Below are 15,906 nucleotides of genomic sequence, written 5' to 3'. Positions count from 1 at the left end.
AAAAATTGTAAAAGGTTAAAATCAGGAGGCGGTTATGGTTGATAACAATCAACACCAAGAAAAACCACAAGATTTCGAGTTAATTGAGTTGCTTTTTGGGAAAGTAGATTCTTCAACTTCTAATGCAGTAGATCAGTTAGATCAATCTTTTGAAGCAAGATATCAGTCATTGGTTGATCAAATACAATCTTATTTACATTCTAGTGAAAAGCCTGGCTTTTTTCCTCATAGATTTTTAGGTTCTTTTTCCAGTGTATTAGATACTAAACTTAATGATAAGCTAGGCATAAAAAAATTGCACTTTCGTTTTGAGGGGGCAAGAACTTTAAAGATTGTAGCAGAAACAGAATCCAAAATACATGTTTTTATTTTCACTGAAGATATAGAAGCTCAACATTCTAAACAAACAAATACTAAGAATTTTGAATTCACCACAGGTGAGTGGAAGAATGTGATGGGTAGAGATTATACTCCATTAGACGAACGTAAGCTTCAAATTGATGTGATAAAAATTCTAAAAGATAAATATGAGTTAGTAAAAAGCAGACCAAAGTCAGACAAAGATGTTAAGTCGAAGAAGTTACATTTATATCTGAAGAATAACATATTGGAATGTAAAGCTAAGGATATATATGGAAATATTCAAACAATGCAAATTGATTCTGGTGAATTAAAGGGTAATGATGCGTTTAAAAATAAATTTTTTAATGAAATCAAGCAGTTTCTAGGTAAGTCAGGTAAAGATCTTAGTGATGATGTTAGAAAAGAATTATCAAGACTTACGTCAGTAAAGGGATATACCTTAAAGAGTGATGGAGAAGATGAAAAAATAAACATTAAGGTAGAAAGTAAAAAGAAAATTGTAGATCAACCCATTGAGCCTACAGTAAAGTTTCAGGAAGTGACAAAAAAGCTGGGTAAGTCTATTTACCTAGAGGATTATATAGAAAAGCTTGTCAGTTCAGATACACGTCAAGCTAAGGAAAATCTCGAAGACATTCTAAATTATATTAAAAAAGTTCATACCAATTTAGATTTACAAGGTAATGTTTATGGCATTAAAGCTCGCGAAGCTGATCAACATGGTTTTGTAGCAGGAGTATTTGATAACTTTCGATATCGTGATAATACCAAGGTCTACCTGGAGCAATTTGCTGGAGGAGGTTACGCTGATATTGTTTTGCTTGTTCGTGGTCCTAATCGTGCTATTGATTCAGTGCCAATTCTTATTGAACTTAAGGCTGGAACTGAAGGACAAGTTGATCCAAGTGATGCGCTGAGACAAGCTGAGAATTATATAAAAGGTTTTAGAACAAACAAGATGAGGGTTTTAACCAATGCAGATAATGCTATTGCTGTTGGGTTAAATTTAGATAATGCGGAACCGTTTAAAACTGAAGTAAAACCTATAAAACAACCACCAGCTCCTTTGATGGAGGAATTTATCGAACTAGTTGGCGAGTGGGATAATCAATCAATTTCTGAGGAAGTTTTTAAGCGAAAGGTAAAAGATTTGTTATCAAGCGAATACCATACTTTTCCAGCGAATAAAGAAACAAAAGATCATTACTATTTCAGTAGAGATATATTAGGTCAATCAATTTTAATTAACAAGATTGGTCAAGATCAGGGTAACGTAAAAAAATATATATATTCATATAATGAGTATCCGCTAAATTGGCCTCAGGGAACGGAGTACACTTTATCTAAAAGCCCTGTTACAACATTAATATTTGTTCAAGGTAATGAAGGGCAAGAAAACACAGCATTCATTTTTCATATACGAGAGTCCAATACAAAAGAATTCTATGCTGATAAAAAAATTCCAGTGCTGAACATACCTGGAATAGGAGGAGTAGGCAATGTCATAGAAACTAAAATGAGTCTTAAAAAATATGAAACAGGGTTATCTTTTGAAGAACTTTTTGAAATAGAACAGATAAGCAAATATAAACCAAGTAGTGCAGATCAACAATTTGCAGGTAGTTTTCTTAAGATACCTAATTCTGATGAATTGAAGGCAAAACTTGATCAAGCAATCACTTCTCAACATGCTTCTGACGGTGAGGTTTCATTGCAAGCCTATAAAGTGTTGCTTAGTGAAGTGGCAGATACGGTTTACCCTATTAAAGATTTGATTACTAATGAAGCAAGATTGCAAGCTGTGCTTAATGGTTTACTTAGTAGCTACAGTGATTTGAAGCTAAAAGAGACTGCCACAAAACAAGAAGATTCTGCAAAGACTGTAATTATACCTGAATTTCAAGTAGGAGCAGGTGGTCGTGTAGATATGGTAATTCAAGGTATTGGTCCTTCACCTCAGGGTACTAAAGAATATACTCCTATAGCACTGGAATTTAAGCTTATAGATAAAAACTTAAATCAAGATCAGCTGAAACAGGAAGTTGATAAATTAACAAAAGAACAAAATATTAGATATGCTAAAGGGGCAGCACTGAAAGCAATCACAGATAGTGACAAAATGCTTTTCGTGGGTGTAGTTGTTAATGTGAAGGCTAAAGACAAAAATTCTTTAATACTAATGAGTGATAAATTTGTTCCTGCTAAAGTAGTCCATAGTTCTGTACTTCTGATTGGTGGTGATAAAGTTATTGATAAACCCAAGGGGAAGCCTTTAGGATTAGTAGAAGAAGTAATACATAAAATCGAATATTCATCTATACAAGAAGAAGATTGGCGGACTTTAGAATCTGCAACAGCAGCAGAACATTATGACTATTGGCTGCAGCAATATGATATAGCTGATATTGCAAGAACAAAATATGGTTATGGAATTGATGGAGCTGACACATTATTTGAAATAGTGGGATCACCAGAACACATAGTCAATCAATTGCAACAGTTTCAAAATAGCGTAAGAGGTGGTGAAAAAAGGCCATTAACTTTAATTGTTAATTTAGATAATAATCACTGGGTTACGTTAATCATTTCCCATCAAAATGGGCAATATGATGGATATTATGCAGACTCATTGGGTAATAATGTTCCAAATAGTATTCGTCAAGTTTTACAAGATGCTCAAATTAACGTTAATGATGTTTATATTACTCAACAAACAGATGGTCACAATTGCGGCTTATGGGCATTGGAAAATGCTAGAGATATTAATGCTGTATTGCAGGAAGGTAGAAGTAACATTCCTAATGAAATACGTAATCGTTTACAAGTTCAAGGAAGAGATGAGAATTATTTTATAGATATGAGGAAAGATGTTTCAGGGGCATTAAGTATAGATCCACAACGTATAGCTAACTTAGAGGCTGTACTTGCTGAAACACAACAACCCAGATCTCACCTAGATGCTTGTATAGGGCGAGGTAGTAGAAGTAAAAGGAGCACTAATAATTGTTTATTTTCAAAAGATGATGTGGAGAAATTTAGTAAAGGAAAGGTAGATGAAAATAATGTAGACAAAATTATAATTGATAGTGAAAAGTTTCTTACTTATGTTAAAAGTGGTCAAGATGAAGGAAAAAATGCTCAGCTAGTAGAGTTTATTGGAGATAAAAGTATTGAAGGTGATCACAGGTACTTACTTGACAAAGTGATTGGAGATCAAGGATACGAGCGCTATATTCAGAATGAGCGTATCAAAGATTTATATAGTGACGTTTTACGGCAAAGCAGTGATTTAACAAAAAACCCGAAATTAAAGAGTAGGTTAATGAATGCTGCAGGTGGAATACAATTAATAAGAGGAATTCATGGTGCTATTGTATCTTGCAAGGATGGAACAGCAACGGATTGTGGATTAAATTTAGGCGGAATAGGATGGTCTTTTGCATCTCAACCAATTGAGAATGTAATGGTTAAAATTACTCCAAAAGTTGTAGCATCAGCTGAAAAGGTTGTGGGAAAAATTGTACCAGGTACTTTAGGTAAACAGGCAAAATTTGCTGTCCGGGTTGTAGGGGTAAAATTTGGAGGTGCGGTAGCAAGAGGTACAGCAGGGGCCTTAGCTGGTGTCTTTGATATTGTTGATATAGGCATGTCAGCAAGTAATCTTGTAGATTGTAAAAAAAGAGAGAATGGTGATAATCCATGTGGAGAAAAGGAGATAAGAGATAATATAGCATCTATAGCCTTTTCTAGCACTTCATTTGTTTCTGGTGTTGCTCTTACAGCACTTAGCATGCCTGGAGTTGGTATTGCAGTTGGAGTCGCATTGATGGTAGCTTCTGGGGTTTATAGCGGTGTTAGCAATATCGTGGAGTACGAGAAAAAGTACGATACAACCCATGATGAAAATTGGCGTATTTTTTGGCATACATTTGCTTTTCAACCTATACCACAAGATGTACAACGTCTTGCAGCAAGAAAGGAAATGGTTAATAGTCTCACTAAAGGAGCGTGGCAAGCTTTAAATAATAGCCCTAATAGTACTGTTGCTTATGGTATTGGTCTTGGAAAAGTAAGCGGTAATACTCTTCGTCCAGATTATGCAAAGATTCTTATGAATAAAGCAGAAAGAGCCAATACGAGAAATCTTTCACGTATTATACCTCATAGTATTGAAGGTGCTAGCAGGGTTTGTTTACCACAGGTTACTGACCAAGATTATGAAAAAGAAGGTACAAAAAATTCATTCGACTTTGCTTCGTATTATTGTGAAAATTCAGTGGTTATTAGTCACGATAATAGGGTAAAAGCGAAACAAAAGGATAAAACAATTGTTTATGATTTAAGTAATGTAGACAAAGGTACCATCATAGGGAGTGATGAATGGAACAATAATTTTCTAATTGACTCAAGTACAGCAGAAATAGTTGGTGGTAGTAATAAGGTAGTAAATAGGTTTGTTGTAAATAACGTTGACTTCTCAGGTAAAATTATTGGTGGAAGTAACTCCATTAATATACTTGATTTAAGCCAATTGAAAGATCCAGTTATAGGAATGAACGTTAACTATCGTTTTAAGCCTAATGCCTCTGGGTCATTAAAGGCAAGAGTAAATGGTCGTTGGTTAATCAATGATCAAATTGATAATAATGGCATCTTTAATTATTACTATGTTGGAAGAAAGAACAAGGTGGATGAGGTTTTGTGCATGGGTTACTCTGAACACTTTACAGGAATCGATGATCGTGATGTTATCATAGATAGTGGTGGTGGCTCTAACAACAATGAGAAAGATATAGTTGAAAATTGCAAAAAAGTAATTATTTTGCCGTATACTACAGTCAAGGGTGGAAAGAGCAACTATACTTTTTACGTAAAAGCTGCAGACTACAAAGGTAAGGGTTTGCATTCAGAAATTGATGTAGATGGAACAGGAACTGTAATTTTTCCGGAAATTAATTTATTAGGTGATTGTGATCAAATAACTTACTTTAAAAACAGTAATACTTTATCTTTAAAAATAAATTTTGGTCAAAACAATCAATTTACTCTTGATGTAAAAAATTATGTTGAGCAAAGCAGTAATAAACCTCGCTTTGCACTAATAGATAAAAATGGTAGTAATATTGTTCCTAAGATTGAAAGATCAGACTCATCAACTATAAAAATTACTTCATTTGAATTATATTCAGAACATTCCTTAGATAATTTTGACAATGTTGAAAGTCATTACAAGAAAATTCTAAACAATAACAAGGATTACAAAGTCTTTAGTGTTATCAGAGATAGAGTACAGAATCATGGTAATAGTGCAGTTCCAAATATGGTTTTTGGTTCTCAGGAAGATGATGTAATGAACTTCGATCAAGGTACTATATTTGCGAGAGGAGGAAAAGGAAGTGACGTGTATATTATTGCTGATGGTATAGGTAACAAAGAAATTCAGATTGATAATTATTCAGATGATGAAAAAGCGGATACGCTATTTATGCCAGAGGTTGAAAAAGATTTTTTAGTCCAACAATGTAACTTACATTTAAACTATAATAATACTAGTATTCAAGTAAAAAACTATCTTCAAGATCGTAATTATAGACATCTCGTAATTATGAATAAAAAAGGAGAAACATTTATTCCTTATGTACAGTCAATGTCGTGTTCTTCCTCAGAAAAAGGTAAATTAGTTCCTTTTTTCCACGCTACACAAGCTCAAAACATGTTTGTGTTACCTAAAGATTTTCAAGATAATCATGTAGTGATAGATTCCCGTCTTGAAGATATTGAGCGATATAGAAACAAAGATCATCTTTTACTGATAAGGAATAACGAGGTTCCTTTTATAATAAAAGTAGAAAATTTTTATGATAATCAAAGTAAATGGAGAAACGTTAATTTTTTTCTGTGGAATGATGGTAATTTTTCCTCATATCTTGGCTTACAGCAAGAAGTTAATGGAATAATGGACTATCAAGATAAACTTAAGAGTGATTATGAGAAAACTGTAAAAGAATACACTATAGACTTCACTGAGTCTGTCGATATTACACATAATCAAAATGGTACTTTAAATTCGATAGAGGAAGATGAAAAGCGTATAGGAGTAATGATACTAAAGAATATTACTCCAGATCGGATTAGAGTTTCTAGTAGTAACACAGATTTGGTGTTTTCTGATGAAGTATCCAATCACACAATCAATATAAAGAATTGGAATAATTCTGAGTCTCATAGAATTTCTACGTTGGAGTTTGATCTAGGTTTAGAACCAATAACGCTCGGTAGATTAGATAGGTTTAGCTTATATGAAGTAGGGAAAGTACAAGACCTAATTGAAAAAGCTTCAGAGAATTATAAAAATAAAAGTAAATATGCTCCTAAAGTAGAAAATGACTTTAAATGTTTAGTATCGATTGATAATTTTATAATGGAAAACAAGAACCCAATATACCAATGTTTAAGTTTTTCTTCACTTCAGGACCATGTAAGCTTTACAGAAAATTCCTGTAGTTTAGAACAAATTGAGGAATTAAAAAATAAAACGCCAAGTAGTAATCAGATTTTAACATTGCTTGAAAAGTTAGAAAACAACCTTTTGCTGAATGGCTATGATTCAAACATAATAGATCAGTGCAATAATTGGATGATCTCTTCAGGGTTGGGAGTATTGAAACCTTTGGTAAGTACAGCAGTTTATGAAGGTAAATGGGATGAAGTTAAAACCCTTCTTGATAAAACTGCTAAAAAAAGTAATGTTGATATTGAATATAAAAATCAGTGTTCACAGAACTGGACGCCTTTGCATTATGCTACTTACAACGGTAATGTAGAATTAAGCAAGAGTGTATTCAAAGCATTTTTAGAGAAGAAAGGTAATATTAATGCTTTAGAGAGTACTAGTTGCAACAGTGATAATTGGGCGCTTTTGCACTATGCTGTTCATTATGGTAATCCTGATATGGTTAGCTTTCTTATAGATAAAGGTGCTAGTATTGAAATTAGAAGTAAGGAGGGTAAGACACCCCTGCATTTGGCTGTTGAAGAAGCCAAGCAAAACGTAATTAATCTTCTTCTTGATAGAGGTGCTGATATCGAGGCTAAAAACAACGATGGTAGAACACCTCTATATTTAGCCGCTTACAATAATGACTCAGGTGTAATTGAACTTCTTTGTAACAGGATCAAGACTAAAAGTAATGACGCATTTAAAATGATAAAACAGGTTGAATTTTTAAAGAAGGAAGTTGTTAACCAAGCAAATATTCCATCTAACGCAAAAAGATTGGTAGAGTTTTGTATAAGTAGTTTAAAAGGTTCGATAAAAAGTACAGCAAAAAAGGTGCTAAAGGATGGTATGCTGCATAATCGTAGTGCTTCGACTATTGAACTTTTGGATGAGATTTATAATTTTGATGAAAAGTTGTTTGATAGAGCAATTAAGGAAGCTGTAAGTGACGTATACTGGCAAGTAGATAAAAAAGAAATATTAAGGTTTATATACAGTCATAATAACCCTGGTCAGAGTATCTCAGGTTATATGGCTGTGTTTGATAAAATGCCGAAGAACGATGGTGCAGTATTTGAGTTAGCTCACTGTATTAAAAGTACAGTGAACTCTAATAAATATTCCGGGGTCAGTTCAGAAAAAAGATCTGATCTTGAAAGGCTAAAAAGTAAATTACCAGAGTCAGTGAGAAATGCGGTATTTTCATCAGAGGTATGTATTAAAAATGTTGAGTATGGAAGGTACTTGTACTCACCTAATAATGATTGTATGTACCACTTAAACAATTGTGATAGGGATAGGCGGTATGTGTTCACTTGGCCTTCAAATGGAAATAGTGATCAATTTAAGTGGAAGGTTGAGCTCAATGGCGATAATGTGTATCTAAAGAATGTTGAGTATGGAAGGTACTTGTACTCACCTAATAATGATTGTATGTACCACTTAAACAATTGTGATAGGGATAGGCGGTATGTGTTCACTTGGCCTTCAAATGGAAATAGTGATCAATTTAAGTGGAAGGTTGAGCTCAATGGCGATAATGTGTATCTAAAGAATGTTGAGTATGGAAGGTACTTGTACTCACCTAATAATGATTGTATGTACCACTTAAACAATTGTGACAAGGATAGGCGGTATGTGTTCACTTGGAAATCAGGGGAAAGTGTTATCAATGGTGTTTGGAAGATTGAAGATTGTGGATCTACTCGCAAGAGACGTAGTATACAAGGGTCAAATGGTTATAATCAAAGTGTAGTAGACTATCAGTCAATATTGACTGAAGAAAATAGTCAGCAAATAGCAAGTAGAACATCTGCTATGGTTGAAGATGTTGAAAGGCACACCTTTTTAAATCAGTCAAAAAATAAGTTAGATTTAGATAGTTGTTTAAATAATAGAGGGAGAAGCAACGCTGCGGATTCTATGAGGAGAGATGTTTGTAGTGAACTCAATGCAAGTGGGAGAAAAAATATTGTTCTAAGCGGAAACGATGTATGTACAATTACTTCAGGTCATGAAACACTTGATATTGAAAACTTCCCTATTCAAGAGGTAATCATTAATGAGGATGTCAATGGAAAGAAAAGTTTAAGAAGTATATTAGATTTACATCAGCTGGTACAGCAAGTAGATAGGGATTTGAGTATAAAACCGACACCAACGATTATTAAAGACAAAAATGATTTATTAATTAAGTTATCTATATCAGCTACCGGCTTGCAGCAAGATGTAATAACAGTTAGGCTGAAGGATGCACTTATAAATAAGTGGTATAAAAAACTACAAATTATTTTTGATAATGCACCGGTGGAAATAGATGGTAATCTAGATTTAAAGTCTTCATTCTTTATTTCTGATGAGAAAATTATTGTAGTAAGACCTCAAGACATAGAAGAAAATAGTAAACTAATTATATCTAAAAAAGCAGGGCGGTATACCTACCTTCATGATAAATATGACTTGATAGTTACCAATGCCTTTAATGCTGGCATAGAAGCAAATGAGTTGTGTATTATATATTTTAGAGATTTCTATAAAGAACCTGAAATGAAAACATTATCTATAAAATTTACTGACAAAGAGATATTATTAAGTAATGAAGTAGATAAAATACATAATTCAGATAGTATTGATAAATTAAATAATGTGAGTTCTATTGTTAATTCACAAGAGAGTTCTATACATTTAGAGGTTCCAAACAGTGGAGACATAAATGCTCAAGGTAAACTTGACAGAACACTGTTGCATCTTGCTTCCGAGGCGGGTGAATTTGATAAGGTTAAACTTCTTCTTGATAGAGGTGCTAATATTGAAGTTCAAGATAAATTTGGGTACACACCAATATTTCTTGCTACTCAATCAGGTAAATGGAGCGTGGTAGAACTTCTTCTTGATAGAGGAGCTAATATTGATGCTCAAGACAAGGAAGGTAAAACACTTTTACACTTTGCTGCATCAGGAAATAATTTGGATATGGTTCAATTCCTTCTTGACAGAGGTGCAAGTATCGAAGTTCAAGACGGGCGTGATTGGACACCGATACTTTATGCTGCTCAGTCAGGTAAATGGGGTGTGGTCAAACTTCTTATTAGTAACGGTGCAAAATTTAATAATGAGATAACGTATCAGGGAACGCCTTTACATTTTGCTGCTCAAGGGGGTAATTTGGATATAGCTCAATTTCTTCTTGATGAAGGTGCTGTCATCGAATCTCAAGACAAAGATGATAAAAAGCCTTTAGATCTTGCTGTTGAAGCAGGAAGGTTGAACGTAGCAAAACTTCTTCTTGATAGAGGTGCTAGTGTCAATGCTAAAGATAAGAATGATAGAACACCTTTAGACTTAGCTACTAAAGGAGATATGATAGAGCTTTTGAAGAGAGCGCAGATGGATCAAGGATTGTCAATCAATGCACGAGAGGGCACTTTTGATAAAGTGGAAGATCTTATTGCTCAAGGTGCTAATTTAGAAGCTAAAGATAATAATGATAATACTCCTCTACATAATGCTTGTAATAATGGTCACTTTAACGTAGCAAAATATCTTATCGAAAAGGGAGCTAGTTTAAAGGCTAAAAATAAAGACAATAAAACACCTTTAGAGTTGGCTGATCACAAGGGTTACATAAATATAGTAGAAATGATAAAGCAGATACAATCAGGATTAGATGAAGAATTGTTGTCTGCGGTGAAAAATGGTGATCCTAATAAAGTTGATGATCTTGTTAGCCATGGTGCTAGCTTGGAGGTGAAAGATAGCAATGGTAACACTCTTTTACATTATGCTTCTCAAAATGGTCATTTAAAAGTAGTAGAATATCTTATCGAAAAGGGAGCTAGCTTAAAGGCTAAAAATAAAGATGGTAACACACCTTTAGACTTGGCTGTTAAAGAAAATATAAAAGAATTTTTGAAAAAAGCACAGTCAGGTTTAAATAAAGAATTGTTGGCTGTAGTAAACGGTGATAATCTTAATAGAGTCAAGGCTCTTGTTAGCCAAGGTGCTAGTTTAGAAGCGAAAGATAATAGTGATAATACTCCTTTACATAACGCTTGTAATAATGGTCATGTGAAAGTAGTAGAATATCTTGTCGAAGAGGGAGCTAGCTTAAAGGTTAAAAATAAAGATGGTGAAACACCTTTGCATGTAGCTGCTCAACATGATAGTACACTTGAAGTAATTGAATTTATTTTGAACAGAGATCTTAGTGGTATTAATGATATAACTAATAACGGTAGAACACCTTTACATTTAGCTATACAAGGAAATAAACCAAGTACAGTCAAACTTCTTCTCAATAAAGGTGCTAATATTAACGCTAAAGACAAGGATGGTAAAACACCTTTGGATTTGGCTATGCAAGAAGGTTATACAAATATAGTGGAGATGATAGAGCAAGTACAATCAGATTTAGATGAAGGATTGTTGACTGCAGTACAAGATGGTAATCTCAATGAAGCTGAAGATCTTGTTAGTCGGAATGCTAATGTTAATACTACAGATATATACAGTTGGACACCACTACATTGGGCTGCATTTGAGGATCGTTTAGAAATTGCAAGGTTTTTGATAAAAAAAGGCGCTGATATTAATGCTGCAGATAAAGGCCCTTATGGTAAAAAGCCTGTGCATGTTGCTATTGAGAACAATAGTAAAGATATCATAGGGTTTCTTCTCAGCAAAGGAGTGAGTATTAATGATACTGACAAGCAAGGTTATACACCACTGCACTATGCTGCATGGAGAGGACGTTTAGAGATTGCTGAGCTTCTCGTTGATAAGGGAGCTAGTATCAATACTGCAGACGCCTCTACTGCTGGTAAAAAACCTATACATGTTGCTGCTGAAAATAATAGTAAAAGTATTATAGAGTTTCTTATCAGCAAGGGGGTAAACGTTGATGAGGCTGATAAAAATGGTTGGGCACCTTTACACTATGCTGCTAAGTTTGATCAATTAGAGGTTGCAAAATTCTTGATAGAAAAAGGAGCTAATATCAATGCTGCAGATACTTCTACTATTGGTGAAAAACCTATACATGTTGCCGCTGAGAATAATAGTAAAAACATTATAGAGTTTCTTATTAGTAAGGGAGTGAGTGTTAATGATACTGACAAAGATGGCAGGACACCGCTGTACTGGGCTTCTTGGAATGGTCGTCTGGATGTAGTAGAGTATCTTATAGGTAAAGGAGCTGATATCAGTGCTAAAGATAAGGATGGTAGAAACCCGCTAGATGTGGCTAAAGGTCACCAATATGATAATGTTGTAGAGTATTTACAACAAGCAGAATTACGGCTAAATAAACAATTGTTGACTGCAGTACAAGATGGTGATTTTGAAAAAGTTAAAGATCTTGTAAGCCGAGGTGCTAGCTTGGACGCTGCTAACATTGATGCTCAAGATAAGGATGGTAAAACACCTTTGCATTTTGCTGCTCAAGAAGGTAATCTGGACATGGTCCAGTTTTTTCTTAATAGAGGTGCTAACATTAAGGCTAAAGACATGTATGGTTGGACCCCTTTACACTTTGCTTCTGCTTACGGTAAGTTTGATGTAGTTAAATTTTTTCTTGATAGCAATATTAACATTAGAGCTAAAGATAGATATGGTGATACACCTTTACATTTGGCTGCCCAAAATAATGATAAATCTGAAATAGTTGAGTCTTTTTTAGATAGTGATGCTAATAACATTAACGATAGAACTAATAATGGTTGGACACCTTTACATGTAGCTGTACAAGGAAATAAGCCAAGTACAGTTAAACTTCTTCTTGGTAGAGGTGCTGACATTGAGGTTAAAGATACTTACGGCCAAACACCTTTAGACTTAGCTACTCAAAAAGGTTACACAGATATAGTCAAGATTTTAGAACAAGAACAATTAGGCAAAGAGTTGTTTACTGCTGTAAGAGAATATGATTTTTCTAGAGTTGAAAAGCTTATCAGTCGAGGAGCTAATATTGATACTAAAAACAAGAATGGTAAGACGCCGCTAGATATTGCTATTAATACAAAGAACACTCTTGAAGAGAATCAAGGATCTCTCAATAATGCATTATTGCTTGGCCAACAAGGTCGTATAGTGAGAATTTTAGAACATGAACAATTAAACAGGAAGTTATTTACTGCTGTAAGAGAAGAAAATCTCCCTAAAGTTAGAGAGCTTATCAGTCGAGGGGCTAATATCGATACTGAAAGGGATGGTAAAACACCACTAGATATTGCTAAAGAAAAACTTAGAGAACATAGTAAAAATGAAGAATGTAGTGATGTTGTGCAGTGCTTAGAAAAACTTAATCAAGAAAGAGAAAAGCCTGTACAACGTAAACGCCGTCATCACCATGGAGATCACAATCATCATCATATGTCAAGAAAACCTCTTGCTATAGATTCAAGTGATCAACCTGAGATAACAGCAAGTAGTGGTACAAGACCATCTTCATGGATAAATGATTTGTTTAGTTGGGTGAAAAGTTCTGTAGGTGGGTTTAGAGCTGCTTTATCTGAGGAAGCATCAAATACTGCAAGTTCAATACCACAAGTTGATGAGCAATTTGCCAAAGCTTCGGTAAGTAATAGTAGTTCAACAAGTACCACACTACCATCTGATGGTACAGATAAAAAACAAGAAAATGGAGGTTTCTTTCGAGACAACATTGATTATGTAAATGCAAATATAAAACAAATGCGTGAAAGGCAAACACCTGTTAAATTTAAACCTAGTAGCGGAAATATAATACTAGAAATGGGAGATCACTATCTATCACATGTTGATTTTAATGGTACAATAATGTTACTTGATTTATTAATTAGAAAAGTTACAGGTCAGAAGTATATTTCTACAGTAGATCAGTCTATATCCCCACTAGAAGCACAGGGCTATGCACTCAATATTACAAAGGAATTTGAGAAAGTAGTAGAGCAAGCTGGATTAAAAAGTGGTGTATCAATGCATCGATTAAATATTGATTATATGGAAATGCAGAAAGAAATTACTAGAAAAGTCATGAGTGGTAAATTCAATGAAATTTCAGGGATTTTAAAATCGTATGTAGAGAAAGCATGTCCTGATGAAGAAGCTGGTAAATTAAGTCCGAAGAAATTTGAAAAGTTTATGGCTACATTTAATAACAAGCTAGATGTATCACTAAATCAATCAATACACCAAATGCTACATAATGAAAATAACGTACTAAAAATGGATAATATAAAAGAACCGCAAAGCTTAGGTTTATCTGGACCTAGAATTAGGTTAGATGATGTATTAATTGCGGGCAATGCCAGAGAATTAGTCGCTGGAAGAAGGTAGTAGACTAAAAAGTTTCTTCCTTAAGTTGTGTAATGTCAGCCTGAGGAAGGCCAGTTGTCTGGGAAATAACATCAATAGAAATGCCAGCATTAAGTAGGTTTTTTGCAACTTCGATTTTTTCTTCTTGTCTACCTTTTTCGTGACCTACTTTAAGACCCTCATCAAATTTTTGAGCTAAAGCAGCTACCTCATCCATTATGCGTTTTTTCATTTGTTCATATGCTAGTAACTCTTCTTCTGACCAATTAAACTTATTCATCTCTTCATAAGCTCGTTTTATTATTACGTCACTACCAACTATTTTATCTAGGTCCTCTTCGTTTGTTTCTGCTGCATATCGAAAAAAGTAACACCATTTTTCTACTATATTTTCTAGTTGGTCTTCTTTTGTCTTTGTAAATTTTGGTAGTTCTATGAATACGAAGTAAAAATCCTTTAAGTCATGTTCAAAGCTATTTTGATCTAAAATGACATGATTAGATTTGTACTCAGCCTTATCTGGAAAAATAATACAATCAGCAACAGCTATGAAGATAATTTCCTTGAGATTATGATAATTATCACCTTGATCAGCTTGACTTGAGTAGGCTTTAGCAGCATAATATTGAGCACGCTTTTCGAAGCCTTTGGTCTTAGTGAACTGCATTTCTATAATATATCTGGAACCTTGAGAGTCTTTACAAAGAACATCGACAATACTCTGCTTTTTAGCGGCAATTTCAGGGTCCAAAATGGTAGCCAAGAATTCAACATCGTGAATAGCAGCTAAGCCAGTGAAGCCTAAAATATCGTTCAAGAAATGAATAAGGATATCTTTATTCTTTTCAGTGCCAAATATTCTTTTAAAGGCATAATCATTGCGTGCATCAAGAAACTTCGAAAGAGCCATAAGAAAGTAAGATAAAAAGCATTAATAATTATACACAATTGTGAAGAAATATTCAACCCTTTTGTTTTTCTAAGCTTTGAATGTGTTGATGAAAAAAAACATCTGTCAAAGATCACCTGAGAATTACATTTTAGGCTTTAGATGTAGTGTTAGTCATCGTTTTATAACTGCCTTAAAACCCTAGCAAATGAACTGATAAGCTATAAAAAGTTTCAAAAACACTTTGGTGTAGGCTCCAAAAAAATGCGAGTACAAAGACTCAAATATGATTACCTAACATCGAGAGGACGGGCTCCCTACACCTTGTATATGATAAAGATCTTGAAACTTCATGTCAACATTTTCAGTAGCAAATTTACGTTGAATCTATATCCTGTAAGTATGGGCGAAAAAAAGAAGGTTATAATATATACAGATGGAGCATGTTCTGGAAATCCGGGGCCTGGTGGATGGGCAGCCGTGGTGATGTATGAAAATAAAAGTGTCTTTATCAAAAAACGCATCTCTGGAGGTGAAGAAAACACAACGAATAACAAAATGGAATTAAAGGCTGTGATTAATGGGCTAAAGATGTTGAAAGTTTCTTGCAAAGTTATTTTACACACTGATAGTCGTTATATTAAGCAAGGTATAACAGAGTGGATCAATAAATGGAAGGTAAATGGTTGGAAGACAACCGATAAAAAGCCAGTGAAGAACAGGGAATTATGGCAGGAACTAGAAGAAGTTGCTTTGCAGCATGATATTAATTGGAAGTGGATTAGAGCTCACAACGGTAATATGTACAATGAGGAGGCAGATAGACTTGCTAGAAAGGAATCTAAAAAGCTAAAATATAGAG

2 protein-coding genes and 1 pseudogene are annotated in these 15,906 nt (G+C 34.1%); 2 read left to right on the top strand and 1 reads right to left on the bottom strand.

The window, feature by feature from the left end:
* The first annotated feature begins 34 nt into the window (after positions 1-34).
* On the top strand, positions 35-14,176 hold the full coding sequence (locus ACJZL3_RS04595) for an ankyrin repeat domain-containing protein (RefSeq protein ID WP_419198655.1): 14,142 nt from the start codon (positions 35-37) through the stop codon (positions 14,174-14,176).
* A gap of 4 nt (positions 14,177-14,180) precedes the next feature.
* Here the strand turns inward: ACJZL3_RS04595 and ACJZL3_RS04590 are convergent, their stop codons facing one another.
* Positions 14,181-15,065: an Rpn family recombination-promoting nuclease/putative transposase gene (locus ACJZL3_RS04590; protein ID WP_250120258.1), complete on the bottom strand. Its 885-nt coding sequence runs from the start codon at positions 15,063-15,065 to the stop codon at positions 14,181-14,183.
* 381 nt (positions 15,066-15,446) lie between these two features.
* On the opposite strand from ACJZL3_RS04590, the pseudogene rnhA reads away from it, so the two are divergent.
* Positions 15,447-15,881 (top strand): annotated as a pseudogene (gene rnhA / locus ACJZL3_RS04585) (ribonuclease HI); the annotation flags it as partial.
* Positions 15,882-15,906 lie beyond the last annotated feature (25 nt).

Source organism: Wolbachia endosymbiont of Rhagoletis cingulata, from assembly GCF_048537655.1.
Taxonomy (GTDB): Bacteria; Pseudomonadota; Alphaproteobacteria; order Rickettsiales; family Anaplasmataceae; genus Wolbachia; species Wolbachia pipientis.
Note: the sequence above shows the minus strand (reverse complement) of the source record. Positions and strands in the feature narration are given on the sequence as shown.

Bases quoted from the DNA above. Each gene is read 5' to 3' on its own strand.
- ACJZL3_RS04595 (WP_419198655.1), top strand. From the start codon at position 35: ATGGTTGATAACAATCAACACCAAGAAAAACCACAAGATTTCGAGTTA.
- ACJZL3_RS04590 (WP_250120258.1), bottom strand. From the start codon at position 15,065: ATGGCTCTTTCGAAGTTTCTTGATGCACGCAATGATTATGCCTTTAAA.